We start from the raw sequence: 24,917 nt of genomic DNA, 5'->3' as shown, positions 1-24,917 counted from the left end.
CCCCGGGGCCCCCAAGTCGGGCCCCCAAGTCGGGCCTGTGGCTCCTTTCGCCGGCGGTTGTGGCCCATGCGATCAAGGCCCCGTGGGCCCCCTGCGCCGCAGGCTATCGCCGGGCGCCGCGAGGGGCAGCGGTGCCCTGATATCCCGAAATCGACGTCTCTCGCCGTGCCGGCCGTCAACCCGGAGCCCCGCGCGCGGCGGGTGTTCAGGCCGAGCGATCCGAAAGACGAGGCGGGGCGCGAGGGGCAGCCGGGCAGTCTCGTCATGTTCGGCTGTGGCGCCTGTCCGCAGGCCCGGTGTCGAGTTGCTCGGTGCGTGTCACGCCCGTAGCAATGGACGGCCATGAATTGATTTAATTGAAGAAAGTCTTGCGCCGCGCCCCGTCGCTGGAGGGGCGCGGGCGAGACCGCGTCCGGCCTCTGATGGCCGGTCGCCTTGGGCCGCGCGTTGGAGCGCGTGGTGTGGAGGGGCGCGGCCCTTGTCAGCCGCCGGACTTCGCCCCCTCCGAACGGGCCGGCCCAAGCTTCGGAGCCGCCGGGTCAGGGACTTGGGAGCCGGCCCCGGACATCTTCCGCGGGGACGCAGGCGCGGATCACGCCGGTGGGCCCGCTGCAAAGCCTCGGCTGGCCTGCGTCTGCCCATGGCCCATGCCGGCGCGCGTGAATGCGGGGCGCGGCGATCGCGACGACATGGTCGCCGCCCGCCGGCCCGCAAGCTGCTCGAAGCGAGGCGCTTGGGCTCACTCGAAGGGCGGGCTGGTGGTGGAAGCCGCAAGGCTTTGCGTGCGGTTCCCGCCGGCCGAATCCGCCCGCGCCGCCGCGGTCCGCGCGGACGTGGAACACAAGACATCCACGGGTTGGACCACCATTTGGCAAGATGGCTCGGCGAGACGGCGCAGGGCTCGCGTGATGACGGCGTGGCCACGCCAAAGTCTGCGGGGCTCGGGCAAGTTCCGTGCAGACCGGCCCGCATCGTCCGCTCTCAGTTTTCGCATTCACACATTTGCTTCACGTGCACAGTGAAATCCACCGCCCTCGAAAATGCTCCGGCCGTGGCCACCGCCAACGGCGGATGCCCTGGCGTCCCGCGCGGGGGAAGGGTTTGCCGGCGCCCGCGCGGCGGGCGCTCATAGACCCCGGTTCCGCTTTTTAGGCTCGCATCCCGAGGCCTGCGGTTGCGACGCCACCGGCGCCGGGTCCCAGGGTGAAGCCGTTTCGTCCTCGGCGCTTGGCTTCGTAGAGGGCCGCGTCGGCGGCTTCGATCAAGGCCTCCGGGGTGAGGGTCTCGGCGCCGTGGACCGCGATCCCCACGCTCGCCGTGAGCGAGATGGCGTGGCCCCGCCAGTGGAGGGGCGTCGCGGCCACGGCCCGCACCAGGGCGTCGGCCACCTGCACCGCGTCGCTCGGCTGGGCGTCCTCCAGCAGCATGGCGAATTCGTCGCCCCCCAGGCGCGCGACGAGGCTCCGCAATCCGGCGCTGGCGGCGCACAGGGCCGAGAAATGGCGCAGGCAGGCATCGCCGGCGGCGTGACCCAGGCGGTCGTTGATGCCCTTGAAATGATCGAGGTCGATCAAGAGGATGGCCAGGGGCTGTTGATCTGCCCGTGCGCGGTTGAGGCCGTCTTGCGCCACTTCCAGGAAATGGCGCCGGTTGGGCAGCTCGGTCAGGGGGTCGGACATGGCGAGCCGGTTGAGCTTCAGGCGCAGCCGGTCCACCGCCATCAGCAGAAAGCCGAGGTACCACAGGCCGGCGCCCACGATGACGGCCACCAACAGGCCGGCGGCAACGGTGTAATAGCCTTCGGTGGAAAGGCGCCCCAGCAGGCGCAGGGTGTTCAGCGCGGCTTCCGCGCCATGCCCGCCGATGGCGACGAGGAGGCCAGCCTCAGCCACATAGGCGCCGAGCGTGCCGCGCCCCCATCTCCAGAGCACGGTGAGCGACAGCACCAGCGGCACCAGCTGGCTGCCGGCATAGGCGATGTTCTGGCTGGCCCGGCTGTGGTCCGCGAGCAGCCCCGCCAGCACCGCGCCGGCGACGATGGCGAGGCCGATCCGCCAGCGCGGCCGGCACCCGTAGAACGCGCGGATGCCGTGCCATACCAGCACGAATCCCCCAACCACCAGCGCATTGCCGGCGATCATGAAGGCCCGGCCCCAGGTCGAGCCGTCGGCCGCCATGAGCAGGCCGCCGAGGGTCGTCATCACCGCCGCGCCGAACCAGTATCGCGCGCCGGGAATGTCGCGGTGCACATGGGCGAAGCCGGCCCAGACCACGCAATAGCTCAGCGAATTGAGCAGGACGATGACATAAAGGGTCTGGAAGTCCAACCGCATCTTCGCGTCCAGAGGCAAGGGCTGTCCGGGAGGGTCGTGAACCCCGCGTGGTGCCTGGATCAGGCGTGTGCCCTTTTAAGCGGAGTGGAGTCCCGTCCGCGTGAAAAAGGCGTAGACATAGTCGTTTGATACGTCTTCCAGCGCTGGCGACCGGTTCCCGTGACGCGTGAAGCGCACCTGCGGCCCCCGCGCGCGACCTTGAGAGCCGGGAGTGGTGGTCGCAAGCCGCGGCGCGCGGAAGACACGCGCGGATTATGGCCCGGCAGCTTACACGAGGGCGGGTGAAAGGGAAGGCGCGCCGGGTCCGGATGCATATCCAAGGTGGAATGCCGGCGTTTTGCACCGGGTGCGGCGACGGTGCCACACCCTCGACGCCGGTGCACAAGGCGCGGCTCCGCTCTGCTCTCTCTTGTTCCCTTTCTTGGTCCGTCTCTTGGCCCTCTCTTGGCCCTCTCTTGGCCCTCTCTTGGCCTGTCTCTTGGCCTGTCTCTTGGCCCCCATGGCTGAAAGGCTGGTCCGGGCGGCGGGAACGGGGTATGCGAGAGGGGGCGGATCTGTAGCCCCGGGCGGGGAGGAGCCGGCGCATGGACATCCTTTTCGTCGGGGCGGGGTTGGCCAATTGCCTCATCGCGGCGCGCCTGTTCGAGCGGCGGCCGCAGGTGCGCTTCACGCTCCTGGAGGCGGGCGAGAGCGTGGGCGGCAACCACACCTGGTCGTTCCATGCCTCCGACCTCGATGCCGCCGGCAGCACCTTCATCGCGCCGTTCCGCGCGCTCGGCTGGATCGGGCACGAGGTGCATTTCCCCGCCTTCTCCCGCAGCCTCTCCGGCCATTACGGCGCCGTCACCTCCGAGCAGCTGGCCACGGTGCTGGCCGAGCGCGTCTGCGCCCGCATCCGCACCCAGGCCGAGGTCGTGGAGGTGGCGCCGTTCCATGTGACGCTCGCCGATGGCACCCGCATCGCGGCTGACGCGGTGGTGGACGGGCGCGGCGCCGCGCCCTCGCCCCACCTTGACCTCGGCTATCAGAAGTTCCTGGGGCAGGAGGTGCGCCTGACCCGCCCCCATGGGCTGAAGCGGCCCATCCTGATGGATGCGCGGGTGCCGCAGGTGGACGGCTATCGCTTCGTCTATGTGCTGCCGCTCGATGCCGAAACCCTGCTGGTGGAGGACACCTATTATGCCGACGGGCCGGAGCTGCCGCGCGCGGCGGTGCGTGCCCGCATCGGCGCCTATCTGGAGGCCCAGGGCTTCGTGCCCGACTATGTGGTGCGCGAGGAGGCCGGCGTGTTGCCGATCGCCCTCGGCGGCGACATCCGCGCCTATTTCGCCGATGGGCACCCCCATGTCGCCCGGAGCGGGCTGCGGGCCGCCCTGTTTCATCCCACCACCGGCTATGCCCTGCCGGATGCGGTGGCGCTGGCCGAGCATGTGAGCACGCTGCCCGACCTGTCCGGGCCGGCGCTGGCCGCCGCCATGCGCCGCCACGCCATCGCCGCCTGGGAGCGGCGGGGCTTCTTCCGCCTGCTCAATCGCATGTTGTTCCGCGCGGCCGATCCCGAGCGGCGCTATATCATCCTGCAGCGCTTCTACGGCTTGTCCGAGGATCTGGTCGCCCGTTTCTACGCCGATCGCCTCAGCTTCGCCGACAAGGCCCGCATCCTGACCGGTCGGCCGCCGGTCTCGATCCTGCGCGCCGCGCGCTGCCTCCCCGAGACCAAACGCGCCGCGACGACCGCATGATGCTCGATGCCATACGTCCCCCTCGCACCGCCGCGGTCATCGGCGCCGGCTTCGGCGGGCTCGCCCTCGCGATCCGTCTGCAGGCGGCGGGCCTCGCCACTACCCTCTATGAGAAACGCGACAAGCCCGGCGGCCGCGCCTATGTCTACGAGGATCGCGGCTTCACCTTCGATGGCGGGCCCACCGTCATCACCGATCCCACCTGCCTTGAGGATGTGTTCGAGGCCGCGGGGCGCCGGCTCGCCGACTATGTGGAGCTGATGCCGGTCTCGCCCTTCTACCGGCTGATGTGGCGGGACGGGCGCGCGTTCGACTATGTGAACGATCAGGACGCGCTGGATGCGCAGATCCGCCGCTTCGCGCCGCAGGACGTCGAGGGCTATCGTCGCTTCCTGGCCTATTCCCAGGAGGTGTTCGAGGAGGGCTATCTGAAGCTCGGCGCGGTGCCCTTCCTCCATTTCAGCGACATGATCAAGGCCGCGCCCCAGCTGCTGCGCCTACAGGCGTGGCGCTCGGTCTATTCCATGGTGGCGCGCTTCATCTGCGAGCCGCACCTGCGGCAGGCGTTTTCGTTTCACTCGCTGCTGGTGGGGGGCAACCCCTTCGCCACCTCCTCCATCTATGCGCTCATCCATGCGCTGGAGCGCAAATGGGGCGTGTTCTTTCCGCGCGGCGGCACCGGCGCGCTGGTGAAGGCCATGGTGCGCCTGTTCGAGGAACTGGGTGGACAGGTTCGCCTCTCGACCCCGGTGGACGAGGTGGAGGTGGAGGAGGGCCGCGCCTGCGCCGTGCGGCTGAAGGGCGGGGAGCGGGTGCCGTGCGACCTCGTCGCCTCCAATGCGGATGTGGTGCACACCTACGGCACGCTGCTGCGCAACACCGCGCGCGGCCGGCAGGAGGGGGCGCGGCTCGCTGGCAAGCGGCACTCCATGAGCCTGTTCGTCACCTATTTCGGGGCGCGGCGCACCTGGAGCAACCTGGCCCAGCACACGGTGCTGTTCGGCCCGCGCTATCGCGGGCTGGTCCGGGACATCTTCAGGGGGCCGGGGCTGGCGGCGGATTTCTCGCTCTATGTCCATGCGCCGAGCGTCACCGACCCGAGCCTCGCGCCGGCCGGATGCACCGCCTTCTATGTGCTCTCGCCGGTGCCGCACCTGGGCAAGGCCCCCCTCGACTGGGGGCGGATCGGCCCGCTCTACCGCGACCGCATCCTCGCCCACCTGGAGCAGCGCCTGCTGCCGGGCCTGCGCGAGAGCCTCGTCACCACGCGCATGCTCACCCCGTTCGGCTTCCGCGACGAGCTGAATGCCCACCATGGTTCGGCCTTCTCCATCGAGCCGATCCTGACCCAGTCGGCCTGGTTCCGGCCGCACAATCGCGACGACCGCATCCCCAACCTCTATTTCACCGGCGCCGGCACCCATCCGGGGGCGGGGGTGCCGGGCGTGGTGGGCTCGGCCAAGGCGACCGCGGGGCTGATCCTGGCCGATCTCGCCGCCGACGGGGCGTCGCGTCCGTGAGCGCGCCCGCCAGCAGCGTGCTCGGCGCCAGCGAGGCGGCCATCGCCCAGGGCTCCAAGAGCTTCGCCACCGCCGCCCGCCTGTTCGATCCGCGCACCCGCGCCGACGCGGTGATGCTCTATGCTTGGTGCCGCCATTGCGACGACGTGGTGGACGGGCAGGTGCTGGGGCATGGGCGCGTCGCCTCCGCCGCCACGCCGCAGGCGCGGCTCGACGCGCTCCAGGAGGAGACGGCGCGGGCCTGCCGTGGCCAGCCGGGCTCCCATCCGGCCTTTGTCGCCTTGGCCGAGGTGATGGCGCGCCATGCCATTCCCGCGCGCCTGCCCATGGACCTTCTGGCCGGCTTCCGCATGGACGTGGAGGGCCGGCGCTATGGCACGCTCGATGACACCCTGGGCTATTGCTACCATGTGGCCGGCGTGGTGGGGGTGATGATGGCCCTCATCATGGGGGTGAAGGACGAGCATGTGCTCGACCGGGCGTGCGACCTGGGGCTCGCCTTCCAGCTCACCAACATCAGCCGCGACGTGATCGAGGATGCCGGCCTTTGCCGCCTCTACCTGCCGGCCGACCTTCTGGCGGCGGAAGGGGTGGAGGCGGGCGCGGTGGCGGACCCGGCCCGGCGGGCGGCCGTGGCCCGCGTGGTGGCGCGGTTGCTGGACGCGGCGGAGCCCTATTACGATCAGGCGCGGATCGGCATCCGCGCGCTGCCGTTGCGCTCGGCCGCCGCCGTCGCCACGGCGCGGGCCGTCTACCGGGCCATCGGCAGCGGCGTGCGGGCGCGCGGCGCCGCCGCCTGGGACGGGCGGGTGTCCACCAGCCGGATGCAGAAGCTGGGCCTGCTCGCGGGCGGGGTCGCGGTGGCGGTGGGCTCGCGCTTCACCGCCCCCGCCCCGGCGCGGCCGGCGGAGTTGTGGACCCGGCCGCGATGACCCATTTCGCCGTCGTCGCGCCACCCCTGCCGGGCCATTACAACCCGCTGCTGGTCCTGGCGCGGGAGCTGGGCCGGCGCGGGCACGAGGTGACGTTCGCGCACATGGCCGATGCCGCCGCCCTGGTGGAGGGGCGAGACGCGCGCTTCGCGGCGGTGGGGCCGGCGAGCCACCCGCCGGGCGCGCTTGGGGCCTATCTCGATCGTCTCGCTCATCCCGGCGGCCTGTTCGGCTTTCTCGCCATGCTGCGGGCGACGGCGGGGATCACCGACATGCTGTGCCGCGACCTGCCGGGCGCGCTGGCGGCCATCGGCGCCGAGGCGGTGATCGCCGACCAGACCGAGGCGGCGGGGGTGCTGGTGGCGCGGCATCTGGGACTGCCGGCGGTGTCCACCGCCACCGCGCTGCCGCTCAACCGCGAGCGCGGCGTGCCGCCGCCATTCGTGCCCTGGCCCTACGATCCGTCCGAGCGCGGGCGGGTGCGCAACCGGGGCGGCTATCGGGTCACCGATCTTCTGATGACGCCCATGCGCCGGGTGCTGGCGCGCCACGGCGCCGCCTTCGGCCTCGACCCCAACGCCGACCAGGGCTTCTCGCCGCTGCTGACCGTGGCCCAGATGCCGGCGGGGCTTGATTTTCCGCGCCTGGAGCTGCCCGCCAGCTTCCATTACGGCGCGCCCTGGCGCGACGGCGAGGACATCGCCGCCTTGCCCTGGACGCCGCCGTGCGCGGACGGGCGACCTTTGGTGTTCTGCTCCCTCGGCACCCTCCAGGGGGCGCGGGGCGACCTGTTCGCCAAGGTGGCGCGGGCGGCGGCGCTCTGCGGGGCGCGGCTGCTCATCGCCCATGGCGGGCTGCTCTCGGCGGCCGAGGCGGCGCGGCTGGCCCCGGTGGCCGAGGTCCATGCGTTCGTGCCGCAGCGGGCGGTTCTGCGGCAGTGCGCGGCGGCGGTGCTCCATTGCGGCATGAATACCGTGCTCGATGCCCTGGCCGCCGGGGTGCCGCTGGTGGCGCTGCCCATCGCCTTCGAGCAGCCGGCCACCGCCGCCCGCCTTGCCTTTGCCGGCGTGGCCGAGGTGGTGCCCGCCGGGCGCGCCGGCGCCGGCCGCCTGACGCGGGCGCTGGAAGGCGTGCTGCGCGAACCCCGTTATCGCGCGGCCGCCCGTCGTCTGGCGGCCGACATGGCCGGGCATGGCGGCGTCGCTGACGCAGCGGACCGGATCGAGGCCGCGGTCGGCCGAGGGCATCCGCGCGGGCCGTGAAGACCGGGGCGGGGAGATGGGGTCTTCCGAAGCCCTGGTGGCAGGGGCGGAACGGATGGATGGAGCTCGGGGCCGCACGGCCGGGGTGCTCCCGCTGGCGCCGTTCGCGCAGGCCACGCCGTCGTGCCGCGACGCGAGCGGGCGGGAATGGGGAGGGTACCCGAGCGCCAGCGTCGAGCCGGGGCGGCGGGGGTGCGGCGCCCTGTTCGCCGTTCCGGTGGCTGGAGCGGGGTCGCTGGCGGGTGGCGGTGGCTCGGGAGCGTCCTCAGGGGCGGTGAAGACCGGTGCGCAGGTCCAAGCCCTCGTGCCGCGACGCGCGCGGGTGGCAAGCGGAAACGGGGAGGGTGCCCCCGCCAGCGTCGAGCCGGGGCGGCGGGGGCGCGTCGCCCTGTTCGCTGTTCCGGTGGCTGGGGGGCATTCTCAGGGGCGGTGAAGACCAGTGTGCAGGTCCAAGCCCTCGTGCCGCGACGCGCGCGGGTGGCAAGCGGAAACGGGGAGGGCGCCCCCGCCAGCGTCGAGCCGGGGCGGCGGGGGCACGGCGCCCTGTTCGCTGTTCCGGTGGCTGGAGCGGGCGGCGTTTGAGCCCGATCGGCGCGGACGGACCCTGTCGGCGTGGGGGATGGCTCTCCACGTTACAGCGCGACGACCCGTTGCCCGATCATCTTGCGCGGCAAGCCGATTGGCGCAGCGGTGAGGGGGAGCGTTTCGCGTGCCTCATGGCGGTGTGACTTCGGCGCGCGCTGCCGTGGCCGCCGGGGTGGCGCGGCCCATGGCCGCCGGCCACCGTGGCCCGCCTCACCTGTGCCGGCGTGGCCGAGGGGGTGCCGCCGGGCGGGGGGCCGGTACCGGCCCGGCTGACGTGGGCGCTGGACAGCCTGCTCAGCCCCCGCGATCGCGCGACCGCCCGTCGTCCGGCGGCGGATATGGCCGGGCACGGCGGCGGCGCGGCGGAGCGGATCGGGTGCGCCATCTCCACATGAGGCCAGCACCACAGGGGACCAGCTCCAAAGGGGGAGATATCCGCGCAGGCCCTTTGTCCACCGCGCCTTCAGCCGGCCGGGTGCCGGGCTTCGAGGTGATCCCGTCGGGCCGATGGGAGCCGGTGGCACACGGACCGGTTCCGCGCGCCGAAGGGTGCGGCGCCGTGCGCGCCTTTTTTCCTGTCGGCTTCGGCTTTCGCGCCGTGCCGGTCGCGCGCGCCGGCGCAGGGAACGGGATGCCCCGAAGGCCCGTGCGTGATGCGCTCACCCGCTTGGGGTCATTCTGCCGGGGGCGTGGACTTCAGGGCGGGGCCGTGCAGGGCCTTCAGGCGCGCCTTCAGGGCCGGCACCGGGGGGGCGTAAAGGAAGCCGAAGGACACGCAGCCGTCCTTGCCGTCCACCGCATGATGCAGCCGGTGGGCCTGCACCAGCCGTTTCAGGTAGCCCCGGCGTGGCACGAACTGGAATGGCCAGCGCTGGTGGGCGATGCCGTCATGGGCCACGAAATAGAGCGCGCCATAGGCCGTCATGCCCACCCCCACCCACAGCACCGGGGCCCCATGGCGGCCGATGAAGATGAGCGCGATGGCGATGGCGGCGAAGAACAGGGCATAAAGATCGTTGCGCTCGAACAGGCCGGTGCGCGGCTCGTGGTGGGATTTGTGCCAGCCCCAGCCGAACCCATGCATGACATATTTGTGCGCCCACCAGGCGACGCCCTCCATGGCGGCCACGGTCAGAAGCACGATCAAAAGGTTGATGGCGAAGCCCATGGCGGCTTTTCCCTCGGAGGTTCTGACGTTTTAGGCGCGACCGGGCGCCGGCACCATGGCGAAAGTCAAAACGCGGGTCGAGGCATGGCGCATGTCGCCCCTATCCCAGCCGCGCCGCCCGGCGCAGCAGCCAGAACGACAGGAGCGCGCCCGCCGCGCCATAGGCCAGCAGCACCGCCAGCGCCGGCAGCAGGGTGTCGAGGGGGGCGCCGCGCCACAAGGCATCCTGATAGGCCTCGATCCCCCAGGCGGTGGGGGTGAGGTCACCCAGGCGCTGGAGCCATTCCGGCATCAGGAAGCGCGGTGCCATGGAGCCGCCGACGGCGGAGAGCAGCAGCACCACGAAGGTGGACAGCGTCTGCGCCTGCTGGCGGGTGCGGCTGGCGGCGGCCAGCGGCAGCGCCACCCCGGCGGCGGCAGCGGCGGCAGCCACCGAGACCACCAGCCAGGACCAAAGGTGCCCGGCCGCGTCCACGCCATAGACGAGCTGCGCCACCGCGAACAGCACCGCCAGCAGGGCGAGCCCCTGCAACAGCAGGAAGGCGAATTTGCCCGCCACCAGAGCGCCGATGCCGCCTCGCGTCATCAGGATGCGGTCGAACACGCCGCTGCGCCGCTCCTCCACCAGGCTGGCGGCCCCCTGCACGGCGCTGAACAACAGGAACAGCAGGGCGATCGCCCCCGCGTAATAGGTAACCGCCGGCTGCCCCTGCGCCGGTTCCACGCTCTGGCGCGCCATCAGCTCGGCGCCGCCGCCGGCCACCAGCTCGGGGGCGCGGGCGACGGCCTCTTTCAGGCGCCGCGCCTGTTCGGGAGAGAACGGGCCGACCAGCACCTGAACCTGCCCCGCCACACGCGACAGCGCCATGCCCGGCAGAACCGTGGTGAACAGCGTCTGGATCCGGGCCATCAGCAGGGCCGCCGCCACCGCCCGTCCCGGATCGGCGACGATGACGAGGGGGGATGCCGGGGTGACGATGCCGGGGTCGTCGCGCACCAGCAGGCCCACGTCGGCGCGGCCATCCCGCACCTGGGCTTCCACCCGCGCCGCGGCATCCGCGCCGGTGACGAGCCGCAGCGTCGTGTCGGGGGCGGCGGCGAGGGCATCGAGGAATGCTTCGGCGGCGGGCGCCGGGGTGAGCCGCGCGGCGGCCACCTTCAGCGCGCCGGCATCGCCTCCGGCACCGGAGAAGATGGCCGCGAACAGCAGGAACAGCAGCGGCGGGAGCACGAACGTCATCGCCAGCGCGCCCCGGTCGCGCAGCAGCGTCAGCGCCATGGCGCCCATGATCGCGCCCATCACACCCCCGCCGATGTCACGGCATCATAGAGGGCGGGAAGGCCCGGCGTCTTCAGAGTGAGGGTGCGCGGCGGCAGGCCGAGGGTGTCCAGCCGCGCCAGCAGCGTGCTCACCGCGCGCGGGGAATCGGAGATGAGGCCGCGCGCGGTCGCGCCCTCCGTCGCGAGGCCGAGGCTGGCCAGCAGCTCCGCCCGCAATGCCGGCGGCGGGGCGGCGAAGGTGATCTCCACCGCGCGCCGATGGGCGAAGCGCTGGCCGAGGAGATCCGCAAGCGGGCCTTCGAGCGCCATGTGCCCGCCCATGAGGATGGCGGCGCGATCGGCCACCTGTTCCGCGAACTCGAAATCGTGGGTGACGAGCAGCACCGCCAGGCCATCGTGCGCGAGGGCGCGGACCAGGACCGCGAGCGCCTCGCGGGCCGAAGCGTCCACCCCCGCCGTGGGTTCATCGAGCAGCAGCAGGCGCGGCGCGCCCATGAGGGCGGCGGCGAGGTTGGCGCGCCGCTGCCAGCCGCCGGACAGGCGATCGATGCGCTCGTCCTGCCGGGCCGCCGTTCCGGTGCGCTCCAGCACCTGCGCCACCCGCAAGCGGCCATCCGAGGGACTGAGCCCCGACAGCTCGGCGAACACGGCGAGATTTTCGGCGATGGTGAGGGCGCGGTAAAGGGCGATGTCCTGGGGGGCAAGGCCGATCTTCCCGCGCGCCTCGGCGGTGTCGGCGGGGAGGCCACAGATGGCGATCGCGCCCGCCTTGACCGCGAGACGGCCGCAGATGGCGCGGATCAGCGTGGATTTGCCGGCGCCGTTCGGTCCCACAAGCGCGGTGACGCAGCCGGCCGGGACCGTCAGGCTCAGCGCGTGCAGCACCGGGGTGCGGCCATAGCCGGCGTCGAGGCCCTCGATCGCCAGCGGCGGCGGCGCGCTGGCGATGGCGGTCGGCGCTCCGGCTTGCGGTGGCGCCGGGGCCGCCACGAGATGCAGGTGGGAGGGGCTCACGGCGCGTGGTGCCGCGTCAGGTCGCCGAAGGCGGCGTCGAGGAACAGCAGCAGCGGCTGGTGCCCCTCGTCATTGGGGCCGATCCGATGGGACGCCTCGGCCGCCCGCGCCAGATGCGTGTCGAGCAGCGCGCGCGCCTGCGGGGCGCCGAGGGCGGCGATGAGGGTGGCCTTGCCCGCGTCCTGCCCCACGTCCTTGCCCAGGGCGTCGCGGGACGCGGTGGCGTCGAGCAGGTCGTCCAGGATCTGGTAGGCGCGTCCCACATGGGCGGCGAAGGCGGCAAGGTCCGCCATGCGGGCCGCGCTGGCGTCCGCCACCCGGCCGGCGATCTCGGCGGTGAGGGTGAACAGGACGCCGGTCTTGCGCCGGTTCACCTCCTCGGTGGCCCGCGCCGGCCGCCCGGCGGCAGGCCGCAGATCATCGAACTGGCCGCCGCACAGGCCCAGCGAGCCGACCGCCATCGACAGCCGCGCCACCGCGTCGAGCCGAACCGGCGCGCTCACGCCGGGCGCATCCGCCGCCACCCCGAACGCCCGCGACAGCAGCGCGATGGCGGCCAGCAGAGCCACATCCTCCCCGAATGCGACATGGGTGGTGGGCTGGGCGCGGCGCAGGGCGGCGTCGTCCATGCACGGCAGGTCATCCATGATGAGGGAGGCGGCGTGGATCATTTCCACCGCGCAGCCGAAATCGAGCACCGCATGCTCGCTGACGCCGAGCTGCAAGGCCGCCGACAGGGCGAGCAGCGGCCGCAGCCGCTTGCCGGGGGCCAAAAGAATGTGCCGCATGGCCGCGTGCAGCGCCGCCGGATGCAGCGCCGTCGACGGCACCAGAAGGCCGAGGCGCCGATCCACCATGGCGCGCAGAAAGGACAGGTCCCGCGCGCCGGGACGCGCCGCGCCGTCGTCCGCCGGCGCGGCGGGCGCATCGTCCGCGCCATCGTCGCGGCTTGCCTTGCGCATGATGAACATCCGTATCTCAACGGCCCCGCTCGCGCTCTGGTAGAAGGCCGCGGGGGCGTATCTCGCACGACTTTAGATCATTCCTCGCCCATCGATGCCAGAGGCGGCGGCACCGCCGGCCCGGTTCGGACCGCCTTGTGTGAAACCTGCATCGCTTTGAAGGTATTAAGGTGCGTGCGCGGCTGTCGGGCGCGAGACGGCGCCCGCCGGGCTGATTTTGGCGGTTCATCGGCGGCGGAAAATGCTCTACATCAAAATCCGATGCCGGTTCCGCCGGAAGCGGCCTTGCGTTCCGTCTGTTCGCGCCGGACACGACGCGTCCGGGGGGCGCCGGGGCCGCATGCGGCTCCCCCTCGACGTGCCTCTCCAGCCCCAAGGCTTGTGCATGCCCGTTCCGCCCCTCGTTCCGCCGCCCGATGTCGCGTCGTCCGCGGCCGATGGCGCGCAGCGGCGCAAGAGCGATCATATCGAGGTGGTGCGCGCCGGCCATGCCGCGAGCGCCTGCGACCCCGGCTTCGACGCCGTGCGCCTGGTCCATTGCGCCCTGCCGGAACTGGCGTTGGACGAGGTGGATCTGTCGACGCGGCTGCTGGGCAAGCCCCTGGCCGCGCCGCTCCTCATATCCGCCATGACCGGCGGGCCGGCGCGGGCGGAGCGCATCAACATCCATCTGGCGGAAGCGGCACAGGAATTGGGGATCGCCTTCGCCATCGGGTCCCAGCGCATCGCCCTGGAGCGCGGCGGGGCGGCAGGGCTCGGCGCGGAGCTGCGGCGCCGCGCGCCGGACGTGCTGCTGTTCGCCAATCTCGGCGCCGCCCAGTTCGTGCGCGGCTACGGGCCGGAGGAGGCGCGCCGGGCGGTGGAGATGGTGGGGGCGGATGCCCTCGTGATCCATCTCAATCCGTTGCAGGAGGCCATTCAGCCCGAGGGTGACCGCGATTGGCGGGGGGTGCTCGATGCCCTGGGCGTGCTCGCGGCGGCGCTCGCGGTGCCGGTGGTGGTGAAGGAGGTGGGGTTCGGCCTGTCGCCGGCGGTGGCGCGGGCGCTGGTGGCGCGGGGCATCGCCGCGCTCGACGTGGCCGGGGCCGGCGGCACCAATTGGGCGCTGGCGGAAGGCGCGCGCGGCGAGGGCCGCACCCGCGCCGTGGCCGCCGCCTTCGCCGATTGGGGCGTTCCCACCGCCATCGCCATCCGGCTGGTGCGCGCCGCATGTCCCACGGTGCCGGTCATCGCCTCGGGCGGGGTACGCCATGGGGTGGACGTGGCCAAGGCCATCCGCCTCGGGGCCGATCTCGCCGGGCAGGCGGCGGCGGTGCTGCCCGCCGCCATGGAGTCCACGGCGGCGGTGGTGGAGCATTTCACGATCCTGCGCGATCAGCTCAAGGTGGCGTGCTTCGCCACCGGCGCGCGCGATCTCGAGGCGCTGCGCCGGGTGCCGCTGCTGGACGAGGCTTGAGGTACGGCCTCAATTGGACCAGTGGTCGAGCCACATCTTCTCGCCGATGGTGCAGGACACGCGCGGCCGGGCCGCCGCCGCCGGCACCACCAGACCCGGCGTCGGCTCCGGCACCACCCCGGCCACCTCCAGCACCAGCTTGGTCTTGATGGCGCGGGCGAATTCGGACATGTGCTCCACCGGGATCACGAACGCCCCCGGCCCGCCGATGACGCAATCCTCGTAATAAATGTCGAGTTCCGGCGCATCGACGGCGGCGGCGGAGCCGCGCTTCATCACCAGCGGCAGGCCGTTCACGGTGATGCCGCGCCCGACCACGGCGTCGCGCGCCACCTCGACCGGCGGACCCTGGTTGTTCACGCCGTCGCCGGACACGTCGATGACCCGGCGCGGGCCTTTGAACCCGTTCAGGTCGAACTGATCGGCGCTGTAGAGCAGCGCGGACGAGATGGAGGTGCGGTAGACCCGGTGCAGGGGCGCGGATGTCACCGCGGCGGCGAACGCCTGGGCGGTCTGCGGCCCGTCGATGATGCGCCAGGCCACCACCACCTGTTGCTCGGTCTCGCCGGCCCATTCCACATAGGCCACCGCGATGCGGCCCTGGGGCCCGAGGCGCAGCGCCTGCAGGAATTCCGGCGAGGTGACGGCGGCCGCGTAGCCGTTGCGCTGGAGCGCCTGTTCTTCGGTGTCCATGGAATAGGAGATGTCCACCGCCAGGACCAGCTCCAGGTCCACCGGCGTGGTGCCCGCCTCGCCCGCCGTCGCCGCATCCGCGGCCACCAGGGCGAGGCCGGCCAGCCACGCGCCATGCCAGAGCCTGCGTGTCCCCATCGCCTTCGCTCCCCTTCGCACATCCGCCGCGACATGTCGTCGCGATGATGCTGACACCTTCCGGTCGGGGGCAAAAGAGGTGAGCCGCCTCTTTTGGTTGCGGTGGGCGCGATGCAAAGCGGCATGGGTGAAGGATTTCAAGCGCGGTGACGCGTGTCGCGCCATCGTCACAATGCGTTGAGCCCCGCCGCCCTGCGCAAATTTTGCGCAGGGCGGCGGGGCTCAAGGGCCAGAGGTCATGGATTCTCCATGGATCCTCGTCGCGACTCAGCCGCCCGTGGTCACTGCTCGAGGGTCTCGGTGTCCACGATCTCGATGCCGAAACCGCCGAGGCCCACATAGGTGCGGGCCTTGGAGGCCAGCAGGCGGATGGAGACGATGCCGAGATCCCGCAGGATCTGCGCGCCCAGGCCCACCTCGCGCCAATGGCGGTCGCGCTCGGCCTCGCTAGAGGTCACCTCGCCGCTCAAGGCGGACGCCGGCACGCCGGCGGTGCCGTCGCGCAGATAGACCAGCACGCCACGGCCTTCCTGATCGATGCGCTCCAGCGCCCTCTGAATCGACTTGCCGCCGCCGAAGGCGTCGCCGATGGGATCGGCCCGGTGCAGGCGCACGAGCACCTTCTCGCCGTCGCCGATCCGGCCCTTCACCAAGGCGAGATGATTCACCACGTCGAACGGAGTGGTATAAGAGTAGCCCTGAAGCTCGCCCACGCAGGTGGGCACGGGAAATTCGGCGGCGCGGGTGACGAGTTTCTCGCGCGCCTGGCGGTAGGCGATGAGGTCGGCCACCGAGATCCGGGTCAGCATGTGGGTCTCGGCGAACTGGGACACCTGCGGGCCGCGCTTCACGGTGCCGTCGTCGTTCACCAGCTCGGAGATGACGCCCACCGGCGGCACGCCGGCAAGGCGGCACAGGTCCACCGCCGCCTCGGTGTGGCCGGAGCGCATGAGCACGCCGCCTTCCTTGGCGATGAGCGGGAACACATGGCCGGGTCGCACGAAATCCGCCGCCCCCATGTTGGGGTTGGCGAGGGCGCGTACGGTGTTGGTGCGTTCCTCGGCGGAGATGCCGGTGGTGGTGCCGTGCTTCACGTCGATGGAGATGGTGAAGGCGGTGCCGAGCGGGGCGTCGTTATTGGACACCATGGGATCGAGCCGCAGCCGCTTCGCCTCGGACGGCGGCAGCGGCGCGCACACGATGCCGGAGGTGTTGCGGATGATGAAGGCCATCTTCTCCGGCGTCGCCAGGGAGGCGGCGAGGATCAGGTCGCCCTCGTTCTCGCGGTCGTCGTCATCGGTCACGACGATGATCTCGCCACGGGCGAAGGCTTCGATGGCGGCTTGGACGCGGGACTGGGTACTGTCGGTCACGGGAGAACCTCGGAGACTGAGCGGAGGGAGACCGAGGAAATCGTTGGGCGTCACCTCGTGGCCGGTGGCCTCTGCGATCCTCTCGGCCGTCTCGCGGGAGATCCAGGCCCTCTCGTCATTGCACAAAGACGTGACGCTGGCGGGGGATAACCCCACCTGCCGCGCGAACGCGCTGCGCTTGGTGCCGGTGCTTGAAAGCCAGTCCGCGAGCTTCATGGCGCCAGCATATCATCGCCAATTTCACTCGCAATGAAATTTTCAAAAGTTCAGCATCAGTGAAATTCGTCGAAAACGGCCTGCCGGTCCCTGGCCGCTTGCGGGATGGAATGAATGGCGTCACCGTCGAAGCGGCAAGCGGCAAGCGGCAAGCGGCAAGCGGCAAGCAGCAAGCGGCGCGCAGCGCGCGGAGGGGCGGACGATGAAGGATTGGCTCGCGGTCCATTGGGTCACCGGCGCGATGTTCATGTGCGGCGCGCTGCTGCTGGTGGTGCCGGTGGTGCCCGGCGGGGCCGAGCGCATCATCTATCTCGCCGGACCCCTCTATATGCTGCATCAGGTGGAGGAGCACTTCGGCGACCGCTTCCGGACCTATGTGAACAGCCGCGTGTTCGGTGTCGAGGCGCTGACGGTGGCCGACGTGCTGTGGATCAACCTGCCCGGCGTGTGGGGCATCAATCTTCTGGCCCTCTATGCCGCCCAGTGGCTGGCGCCCGGCTGGGGGCTGTGCGCGCTCTATCTCATCCTTTTGAACGGCATCGCCCATGTGGGCATGGCGGTGGCCCTGCGCGGCTACAATCCGGGGCTGGGCACCGGCGTCGCGCTGTTCATCCCGTTCGGCATCCTCGGCCTCGTCACGGTGCCGGCGACCACGGCGCAGCATTTGTTCGGCCTTGCGGTGGCGGTGCTGGTGCACGCGGGCATCGTCGCGGTGGTGAAGCGCAATGCCGCCCGAGCGGCTCAGGTCCGGGGCGGGGAGCCGGGACGCGCCCCGCCGTCCGCGATCAGCCCTTGACGACGGGGCTGTAGCCCTGGCGCAGGGACGAGAGCAGCGGGTCGCCGACGTTGAGGTGGCCCTTGACCAGGTCTTTCGGGGTCAGCGCCAGCCACTGGTTCAAGGAAACGTCCTTGTATTCGCCTTTATTGAACGCGTTGAGCACGCGCATGGGTTCGTTGCCGACGTTCTCGATGTAATGGGCCAGCATCTTCGGCACATAGCCCACGTCGCCGGAGCTGTAGTCGAAGGTGCGAGCATTGTTCACCGCGTCGAACACGGTCATGCGGGCCTTGCCGCCGAGATAATATTGGATCTCGTCCGCATTGGGGTGCCAATGGATCTCGCGCATGCCGCCCGGCTCCAAATCGATCATGAGCGCCGCCATGTTGGTGACTTCGAAGGTCTTGGAATCGATGATCTTGGTGGCCCCGCCGGCGAACGACTTGGGCGGCACCTCGGAGGCGCGGAACACGTATTTCCCGGTCATGGAGGCGGCGCCAAGCTGCTTGCGCACGTCCGCGATCGGGCTAGGCACGGGCATGCGGAAGATGTATTTCTCGGGCGCCGGAAGACCCTCGAAGGCGCTTTGCGGCACGCCGAAATTCTTCGCCAGAACCGCGCGCGGGGTATGGGCGAACAACTCGGTGACGAGCAGGGTCTGGTTCTCGGAAAAGTTGCCGTCGTTGAACACCAGGACGAACTCGGTGCCCTCCTCAAGGCCCTGGATGGCGTGGGGGAAACCGGCGGGCGCAAGCCACAGGCCGCCGGGGTTGAGGTCTTCCACCAGAACCTGAAGCTGGTCGTCCACCAGCTAGAAGCGCACGCGGCCCTGGACCACATAGGCCCATTCGGCCTCCTTGTGCCAGCAGCTCGCGCACCACGCTGGGGCCGAGGCGCATGTTCACGATCGCCAGCTCCTTGAGGGCGCCGAGCTCGCGGATGGTCACCTCGCGCGCCCAGCCGCGATCCTCCAGGCGGTTGTGCGCCATGGCGAACGGGAACTTGAGGTTCGCAATACCTCCATTGTCGGTGGCGGGCGGAATGAGGAGATCGGGGTTCTGCGCTTCGACGGCGGGGTTGCGGCGACCGGTGATGGTGGCCCCGTTCGTGCCCACGATCGGCTCCGGCAGGTCAGTCATCTTGACGTTCCGTGTTGCCGGCCGCAGTCGCGACCGCGAACTTGGCAATGCGTATCAATGTCTTACGCGTCAAGTTAGGGCCGGGCCTGGAACGCGCGGACTTTTCGGACCGATCGGATGCGAAAGATCAAAGCGTCAAATCAAAAGCGTGAAGCCCCTCGAGGGGCCTTGCTCAAGCCGGAGTCGCGTGGTCGGGGTGCGGCGAACGCGTGGGTGTTCGTCGCCGGAGGGCGGAAAAGGCCGGGTGTGGACGTCCGCCGGCCCCGGCCGGTGCGCTGCAGATCGGTGCCGATGGAACGCGGACCTTGGCAACGGACCTCGCCGTCAGGCGCCGCGATGGAGGCCCTATCGCAGGGGAAGTCCGTCGGCTTGGTCTATCGCGTGAACGGCCATTGGGGTGGCGTGCCGACCTGTCCGCGATGGCGCAACATGTGGTCCGCGAGCACGCACGACACCATCGCCTCGCCCACCGGCACCGCGCGGATGCCCACGCACGGGTCGTGCCGGCCCTTGGTGAACAGCTCCGTTTCGTCGCCGAAACTGTCCACCGTGAGCCGGGGCGTGAGGATGGAGGAAGTGGGCTTCACCGCGAACCGCGCCACGATCGGCGCCCCGGTGGAGATGCCGCCCAGGATGCCGCCCGCATGGTTGGCGAGGAACAGGGGATGGTCCGCGTTGCCGCGCCGCATCTCGTCGGCGTTTTCCTCGCCGGTGAGGCGGGCGGCGTTGAAGCCCTCGCCGATCTCCACCGCCTTCACCGCGTTGATGCCCATGAGCGCGCTGGCCAGTTCCGCGTCGAGCTTGCCATAGAGCGGCGCGCCGAGGCCGGGGGGGACCCCTTCGGCCACCACTTCCACGATGGCGCCGACCGAGGAGCCCTTCTTGCGAATCGCGTCGAGATAGTCGCTCCACAGGTGCACGGTCTCGGCATCCGGGCAGAAGAAGGGGTTGTTGCCCACCTCGTCCCAGTTCCAGCGCGTGTGGTCGATGGGGATGTTGCCGATCTGGACGAGGGCGGCGCGCACGGTGACGCCCGGCAGCACCTTGGCCGCGATCGCCCCCGCCGCCACCCGCATGGCGGTCTCGCGGGCCGAGGAGCGCCCGCCGCCGCGGTGGTCGCGGATGCCGTACTTGATGTCGTAGGTGAAATCCGCGTGCCCAGGCCGGTAGGCGCCGGCGATGTCGGCATAGTCCTTGGAGCGCTGGTCCACGTTCTCGATCAGCATGGCGATGGGCGTGCCGGTGGTGACGAGCCCGCCCATGGGATGGTCCAGCGTGCCGGAAATCACCTTCACCTGGTCCGGCTCGCGGCGCTGGGTGGTGAAGCGCGATTGGCCCGGACGGCGCCGGTCGAGGGCGGACTGCACCTCCTCGAGGGTGAAGCGCAGGTTGGGCGGACACCCATCCACCACGCAGCCGATGGCCGGCCCGTGGCTCTCGCCAAAGGTGGTGACGCGGAAGAGGTGCCCGAAGGTATTGAACGACATGACGCGACCTTGTTCTCCAACGCGCCCAATAGACGACAACGCGCGCGTTGGAAACCATTCCGCCATCATGATGGTATTATCGTGCGATAATGTCACTCGGAAGGTGCGATGGGGCGCTGAAAGTGATAGGAAGAAGGCGACGGAGCCCCATTTCCCGCCATGCCTTTCCTTGAAATCCTCATCGTTGTCGCCCTGGTGCTGTTGAACGCGGTGCTCGCGGCGGCGGAATTGTCCATTGTTTCATCCCGGCCCGCGCGGCTGAAGCTCATGGCCGAGCGCGGCCGCTCCGGTGCCCGGGCGGCGCTGGCGCTGGGGGCCGACCCCGGCCGCTTCCTGTCCTCGGTTCAGATCGGCATCACGCTGATCGGCATCGTGGCCGGCGCCTTCTCCGGCGCCAGTCTCGGCGCCCAGCTCAGCGACATGCTGCGCGACGCCGGCATGCCGGCGAGCTTCGCCGGGCCGGTGGGCTATGCCGCCGTGGTGGCCGCCATCACCTATGTCTCGCTGGTCATCGGCGAGCTGATTCCGAAGCGCCTCGCCCTGCGGGATCCGGAGCGGCTCGCCTGCATGGTGGCGCCGCTGATGGTGAGCCTGTCCAAGGTGGCGGCGCCGGCGGTGTGGCTGCTGGACGCCTCCACCCGCCTCGTGCTGCGCCTCATGGGCGAGGGCGGCGACCGTGATTCGGCCGTCACCGACGAGGAGATTCGCGCCATCATCACCGAGGCCGAGAGCGCGGGCGTCATCGACCCCGCCGAGCGGCGCATGATCTCGGGGGTGATGCGCCTCGCGGATCGTCCCGTCACCGCCATCATGACGCCGCGGCCGGATGTGGAGTGGGTGGACATCTCCAAGAGCCCGGACGAGGTGCGCGCCGAACTCTTGGAAACCCCCCATTCGCGGCTGCCCGCCTGCGAGGGCTCGCCGGAGGAGACCATCGGCGTCATCCAGGCCAAGCGCGTGCTCGACGCCTATCTCAAGGGGGAGGACCCCGACCCGCGGGATTTCGTGCAGCCGGCCCCGTTCCTGGTGGAGACCGTGGGCGCGCTGGAAGCCATGCGCATCCTGCGCGGGTCGCAGGTGCCCATGGGCATCGTGGTGGACGAATATGGCGACATGGTCGGCGTGGTGACCGGCTACGACCTGCTCGACGCCATTACCTCCACCGTGCCGGTGGACACCCAGGCCGAGCGCAACATCGTGGAGCGGCAGGACGGCTCCTATCTGGTGGCCGGCGACACCCCCATCGACGAATTGATGGAGCTGATCGATGTGGATCTGCCGGTGGACGAGGGCTTCCACACGGTGGCCGGCTTCGCGTTGTCGCGCATCAAGGAGCTGCCGGAGGAGGGCGCGGTGTTCCATGCCCACGGTTGGCGCTTCGAGATCGTGGACATGGACGGGCGGCGCATCGACAAGCTGCTGGTCTCGCGCCCCCATGTCCTGCACCGCCAGAAGACGGCGGGGGAGTGAGGCTTCCCCGCGCCCGGTGACGAATCAAAACGGGCGCCCGCGTAGGGCGCTCGTTTTCTTGGGAGGTCTGTTTTCTTGCCGCCGGGGCGGGAGGGGCGGCTCAATCCCGCCGGGCGAGCGAGCGCAGGAAGCCCTGGTATTCGTCGGTCAATTCCATCTCCACCGCCGGCGCCATCTTCAGGAGCATGTTGGCGATGAAGGCCTGATCGTTGCGGGGGTCTTCCAGCAGTTCGCGCAGCAGGGGCACGTTGTCCTCGATGTGGGCCATGAAGGCGATGCCCTTCTCCTGGGTCTCGGTCCACTTCTCCCGCGTCCATTTGGCGAGCGGGAACATGATCTCGCTGACGAAATTGGATTTGCGCGCCTTCTCGAAGAAGCGCAGCCCGGCGTTCCAGTTCTCCTTGGCGCGCATGGGCGGCGGGGGGATGTCGCCCGCGAGCATCTTCTTGCCCGCCTGGCCGACGAAATCCTCCAGGGTCTGCGGCGCGTCGATCTGGGCGCGGAAGTGCCAGAGGGCGAAATTGCCCGGATATTCCTTGCCCATGGCGGCGACGAGGGCGGCTTCCACCGTGTCCACGGCGGCGGTGTCGCCTTTGAGCGCGGCGGTCATGGCGAAGGCGAAGACGGTGTCGTTGCCGACATTGTGCACGCCGCCGGTGGCGAGCTGCTGGGGCGTCAGCGCCGGCGTCTTGCCGTCCACCGGGGCCACCGGCTCGCCGGCGCGCTCGGCCATGATGTAGCTCGTGATCTCCAGCCAGGGCATGTAATTGGCGATGAACGCATCGGGATCCACATGCACGATGGCCAGGTTGAGGGGCATCTTGCGCTTTTGCAGCTCGGCCATGTCGGTCATGGAAATCCCCTGGAATATGGAAGCGAAGAAAGAACGGGTGTTCGGGACGGGCGGGCCGGTGGCCCGGCCGGGACCGACGCGCGTCGCCTTCGCGACAGCACGGGTCCGGGCGATGTGTCGCAGCAAGAAAAGTGCCAGTGGCACCGAGGGAGGCTGCCGCGGGGGTCCTCAGCCGGCGACGGCGAAGCGTCCGCCGGCGACCACATAGACCGCCCCCTGGCGCACCGGGAGCCCGGCGGCTTCCTCCGGCGGCATGCCGGCGAGCACATGCAGGGCCGCCCGGATGACGCCGCCATGGGTGACGATCACCACATCGCCGGCGAGCCGCGCGATGGCGGCGAGGATGCGACGCGACAGGTCTACATAATTCTCGCCGCCGGGGGGCACGAAGCTCCAGGGGTCGCGGTCACGTTGGCGCACGGCCTCGAAGTCGCGGCGGCGCAGCTCGGGCCAGGTCTGGCCCTCCCATTGGCCGAAGGAGATTTCGGCGAAGCGGATGTCGGTGGCGAAGTCGTGGGCCGGCAGGTCGAGGCTGGTGCGCAGGATGCGCATGGTCTCGGTGGCGCGCACCAGCGGGCTTGATACGAAGGTCAAGAGCTCCGGCGGTCCGGCGAGCTGGTGCAACACCCGCCCCACCCGGCCGGCCTGGATGCGCCCCAGGGGGTTCAGCGGCACGTCGCGGCGCCCTTGCAGGCGGCCGGCCACGTTCCAGTCGGTCTCGCCGTGGCGCACCAGGAAGAAGCGGCGGGTTACCTCGGCGGTGGCGGCCATGGCCGATTCGCTCGCGGCGCTGGCGGAAGATGTCATGGTCGAGGCCTCGCCCATCATCGGGTCCACGTTGCCCGTTTCGGTGCGACGGCTCCCGGCGGGCGGGCGCCGGGGCCTGGTGTTCGGGGTGTCAGGGCTGGCGGCCGCGGCGTCGCCGCCACTGTCGTGCCGGCCATCAGCGGGCCGGCACCGGCACGACGTGGTCGTACCACGCCCCGAGGGTGGGATAGGTGACGCGCAGCGTCACGCTCTGGCCGGGCGCGCGGCGGCCCTTGAAGCTCACCACCGCGCCCTTCGCGGGATGGCCGAGGCAGGGATTGGTCGCGCCGCCGTCGGTTCCGGTGGCGACGAAGGGGCCGAAGCTCACGCTGATCCGGGCGCCCGGCGGGGCCGACACCACGGCGATGGTGGGCGCCTGGCTCTGCTGGCACAGGAAATCCATGGTGGCGGCGCCGAAGATGGCGCCCTTGGGCAGCCGGGCGGCCGGTCCCATGCCGGTCATGTAGGAGATGCCGGGCATGCTCGGCGTCACATAGTTCGGGAAGAACGCGCCGCCAGGTCCGAACACGCGATCCCGGAGCGGATATTGTTCCAATGTGGGCAGGCTCTGCGCGCCGGCGCCGCTCGCGCCGAGGGCGACCGGCAGCGCAAGGGTGGCGAGAACAAGGCGCAGGGCTGTCCGCATGATCGTTCTCCTCATCCGCGCGTGCGGCGCGGCTTCGCGTGACGCCTTTAAAGCTCGATCAATCGCGCACCAGCGCGAGGTCGGGCGCGTCGGGGTGCTTCATGCCAACGATATGATATCCGGCGTCCACATGGTGCACCTCTCCGGTCACACCTCGTGACAAATCAGACAGGAGGTACACGCCGGTATCGCCCACCTCGTCGGTGGTGACGGTGCGCCGCAGCGGGGAATTCAGCTCGTTCCACTTCAGGATGTAGCGGAAATCACCGATGCCGGAGGCGGCCAGGGTCTTGATGGGGCCGGCGGAGATGGCGTTGACGCGAATCGCCTTCGGCCCGAGGTCGGCGGCCAGATAGCGCACGGAGGCTTCCAGCGCGGCCTTGGCGACGCCCATCACGTTGTAATGGGGCATCCATTTCTCGGCGCCGTAATAGGTGAGGGTGAGCAGCGACCCGCCCTTGTTCATCAGCTTCTCCGCCCGCTGGGCGATCGCGGTGAACGAGTAGCAGGAGATGAACAGGGTCTTGGTGAAATTGTCGGCCGTGGTGTCCACATAGCGGCCGTCGAGCTCGTCCTTGTTGGAAAAGGCGATGGCGTGGACCACGAAATCGAGGCTGCCGAACAGCTTCTCGGTTTCGGCGAAGACCGCGTCCAGGGTCTCGGGCTCGGTGACATCGCAATGGCCGACCAGGTGTCCGCCGAGTTCCGCCGCCAGAGGCTCCACCCGCTTCCGCAGCGCTTCGCCCTGGTAGGTGAGGGCGATCTCGGCGCCGGCGGCGCGCGCGGCCTTGGCGATTCCGTAGGCTATGGATCGGTTGTTGGCGACACCGAGAATCAGCCCGCGCTTGCCCTTCAGGAGACCGCTCGCGAAACCGTCCGTCGCCATTTGCCCATACTCCAGATTCTCAAGCCGTTGATGCCACATGGGCCAACGTCCCGCGCGGGACGTGACCCATAGGCCGGCTTCCTATGGCATGGGGCCATCCACCGTTCAAGCGAGCAAGGCTCAACTTGGCACTTGCATCCGGGCAAAAGGCCATGTTAGACGCATCGTCCTGGGCA

The 24,917-nt window shown here is 70.4% G+C and carries 21 protein-coding genes; 8 read left to right on the top strand and 13 right to left on the bottom strand.

The genetic code is table 11. The features are described from left to right. Window positions 1-1,148: 1,148 nt before the first annotated feature. The gene (locus HUW53_RS13685) at window positions 1,149-2,333 is read right to left on the bottom strand and encodes a GGDEF domain-containing protein (protein ID WP_237346325.1); all 1,185 of its coding nucleotides are present in this window, start codon (window positions 2,331-2,333) and stop codon (window positions 1,149-1,151) included. Window positions 2,334-2,917: 584 nt separating this feature from the next. On the opposite strand from HUW53_RS13685, the gene crtY reads away from it, so the two are divergent. Genes crtY through HUW53_RS13665 form a run of 4 tightly spaced genes read left to right on the top strand, consistent with a single transcriptional unit; the run spans window position 2,918 to window position 7,789 of the window. Beyond that, on the top strand, window positions 2,918-4,075 hold the full coding sequence (crtY, locus tag HUW53_RS13680) for a lycopene beta-cyclase CrtY (RefSeq protein ID WP_237346324.1): 1,158 nt from the start codon (window positions 2,918-2,920) through the stop codon (window positions 4,073-4,075). Then, complete coding sequence (locus HUW53_RS13675) at window positions 4,072-5,595, top strand: phytoene desaturase (protein WP_237346323.1); 1,524 nt, start codon at window positions 4,072-4,074, stop codon at window positions 5,593-5,595. The genes crtY and HUW53_RS13675 overlap by 4 nt, the downstream gene beginning before the upstream one ends. Then, complete coding sequence (locus HUW53_RS13670; protein WP_237346322.1) at window positions 5,592-6,527, top strand: phytoene/squalene synthase family protein; 936 nt, start codon at window positions 5,592-5,594, stop codon at window positions 6,525-6,527. The genes HUW53_RS13675 and HUW53_RS13670 overlap by 4 nt, the downstream gene beginning before the upstream one ends. Further along, window positions 6,524-7,789, top strand: coding sequence for a glycosyltransferase (locus HUW53_RS13665; RefSeq protein WP_237346321.1), 1,266 nt, complete (start codon window positions 6,524-6,526; stop codon window positions 7,787-7,789). Before HUW53_RS13670 ends, HUW53_RS13665 begins: the two co-directional genes overlap by 4 nt. 1,258 nt (window positions 7,790-9,047) lie before the next feature. Here the strand turns inward: HUW53_RS13665 and HUW53_RS13660 are convergent. The 4 genes from HUW53_RS13660 to HUW53_RS13645 all read right to left on the bottom strand — a co-directional run bounded on the left by HUW53_RS13660 (window position 9,048) and on the right by HUW53_RS13645 (window position 12,799). Continuing rightward, the gene (locus tag HUW53_RS13660) at window positions 9,048-9,542 is read right to left on the bottom strand and encodes a sterol desaturase family protein (protein ID WP_237346320.1); all 495 of its coding nucleotides are present in this window, start codon (window positions 9,540-9,542) and stop codon (window positions 9,048-9,050) included. A gap of 100 nt (window positions 9,543-9,642) precedes the next feature. Next, window positions 9,643-10,842, bottom strand: coding sequence for an ABC transporter permease (locus HUW53_RS13655; protein ID WP_237346319.1), 1,200 nt, complete (start codon window positions 10,840-10,842; stop codon window positions 9,643-9,645). Beyond that, a complete protein-coding gene (locus HUW53_RS13650; protein WP_237346318.1) occupies window positions 10,842-11,837 on the bottom strand; it encodes an ABC transporter ATP-binding protein in 996 nt (331 codons plus the stop codon). Before HUW53_RS13650 ends, HUW53_RS13655 begins: the two co-directional genes overlap by 1 nt. Then, window positions 11,834-12,799 carry a polyprenyl synthetase family protein gene (locus HUW53_RS13645; RefSeq protein ID WP_237346317.1) on the bottom strand — a complete coding sequence of 322 codons (966 nt, stop codon included), beginning with the start codon at window positions 12,797-12,799 and terminating at the stop codon, window positions 11,834-11,836. Before HUW53_RS13645 ends, HUW53_RS13650 begins: the two co-directional genes overlap by 4 nt. 385 nt (window positions 12,800-13,184) lie before the next feature. Here HUW53_RS13645 and fni point away from each other — a divergent pair, with 385 nt between their 5' ends. Beyond that, entirely contained in the window at window positions 13,185-14,255 is a 1,071-nt protein-coding gene (fni, locus tag HUW53_RS13640; protein ID WP_237346316.1) for a type 2 isopentenyl-diphosphate Delta-isomerase, read from the top strand. Between the two features lie 9 nt (window positions 14,256-14,264). Here fni and HUW53_RS13635 read toward each other — a convergent pair whose 3' ends face one another. Together HUW53_RS13635 and ribB are read right to left on the bottom strand one after the other, a co-directional pair. Continuing rightward, entirely contained in the window at window positions 14,265-15,086 is an 822-nt protein-coding gene (locus HUW53_RS13635) for a DUF1194 domain-containing protein (protein ID WP_237346315.1), read from the bottom strand. Window positions 15,087-15,367: 281 nt separating this feature from the next. Further along, window positions 15,368-16,675, bottom strand: coding sequence for a 3,4-dihydroxy-2-butanone-4-phosphate synthase (gene ribB, locus HUW53_RS13630; protein WP_237346314.1), 1,308 nt, complete (start codon window positions 16,673-16,675; stop codon window positions 15,368-15,370). On the opposite strand from ribB, the gene HUW53_RS13625 reads away from it, so the two are divergent. Beyond that, on the top strand, window positions 16,651-16,881 hold the full coding sequence (locus HUW53_RS13625) for a hypothetical protein (protein WP_237346329.1): 231 nt from the start codon (window positions 16,651-16,653) through the stop codon (window positions 16,879-16,881). The two genes, ribB and HUW53_RS13625, sit on opposite strands and share 25 nt — an antisense overlap. Next, the gene (locus HUW53_RS13620; RefSeq protein WP_237346313.1) at window positions 16,878-17,471 is read left to right on the top strand and encodes an HXXEE domain-containing protein; all 594 of its coding nucleotides are present in this window, start codon (window positions 16,878-16,880) and stop codon (window positions 17,469-17,471) included. The genes HUW53_RS13625 and HUW53_RS13620 overlap by 4 nt, the downstream gene beginning before the upstream one ends. Here HUW53_RS13620 and HUW53_RS13615 read toward each other — a convergent pair. Then, window positions 17,461-18,261, bottom strand: a complete 801-nt coding sequence (locus tag HUW53_RS13615; RefSeq protein WP_237346312.1) for a cupin domain-containing protein — start codon at window positions 18,259-18,261, stop codon at window positions 17,461-17,463. The genes HUW53_RS13620 and HUW53_RS13615 overlap by 11 nt on opposite strands. Window positions 18,262-18,966: 705 nt before the next feature. Then, window positions 18,967-20,079 carry a chorismate synthase gene (aroC, locus tag HUW53_RS13610; RefSeq protein WP_237346311.1) on the bottom strand — a complete coding sequence of 371 codons (1,113 nt, stop codon included), beginning with the start codon at window positions 20,077-20,079 and terminating at the stop codon, window positions 18,967-18,969. 159 nt (window positions 20,080-20,238) lie between these two features. Between aroC and HUW53_RS13605 the strand changes: the two genes are divergently transcribed. After that, the gene (locus HUW53_RS13605) at window positions 20,239-21,549 is read left to right on the top strand and encodes a hemolysin family protein (RefSeq protein ID WP_237346310.1); all 1,311 of its coding nucleotides are present in this window, start codon (window positions 20,239-20,241) and stop codon (window positions 21,547-21,549) included. 100 nt (window positions 21,550-21,649) lie between these two features. On the opposite strand, the gene HUW53_RS13600 is transcribed toward HUW53_RS13605, so the two are convergent. From HUW53_RS13600 to fabI, 4 genes are all read right to left on the bottom strand, one after another. Next, complete coding sequence (locus tag HUW53_RS13600; protein ID WP_237346309.1) at window positions 21,650-22,402, bottom strand: hypothetical protein; 753 nt, start codon at window positions 22,400-22,402, stop codon at window positions 21,650-21,652. Between the two features lie 168 nt (window positions 22,403-22,570). Further along, a complete protein-coding gene (locus tag HUW53_RS13595; protein ID WP_237346308.1) occupies window positions 22,571-23,209 on the bottom strand; it encodes a histidine phosphatase family protein in 639 nt (212 codons plus the stop codon). Between the two features lie 136 nt (window positions 23,210-23,345). Further along, window positions 23,346-23,855, bottom strand: a complete 510-nt coding sequence (locus tag HUW53_RS13590) for a hypothetical protein (RefSeq protein WP_237346307.1) — start codon at window positions 23,853-23,855, stop codon at window positions 23,346-23,348. Window positions 23,856-23,913: 58 nt separating this feature from the next. Then, window positions 23,914-24,741 (bottom strand): enoyl-ACP reductase FabI, encoded by an 828-nt coding sequence (gene fabI, locus HUW53_RS13585; protein WP_237346306.1) that lies wholly within the window; start codon window positions 24,739-24,741, stop codon window positions 23,914-23,916. Window positions 24,742-24,917: the final 176 nt, after the last annotated feature.

This window comes from Xanthobacter agilis (genome assembly GCF_021730435.1).
Classification (GTDB): Bacteria; Pseudomonadota; Alphaproteobacteria; order Rhizobiales; family Xanthobacteraceae; genus Xanthobacter; species Xanthobacter agilis.
The sequence above is the reverse complement of the archived record's forward strand: the minus strand, read 5'-3'. Positions and strand labels throughout refer to the sequence as shown.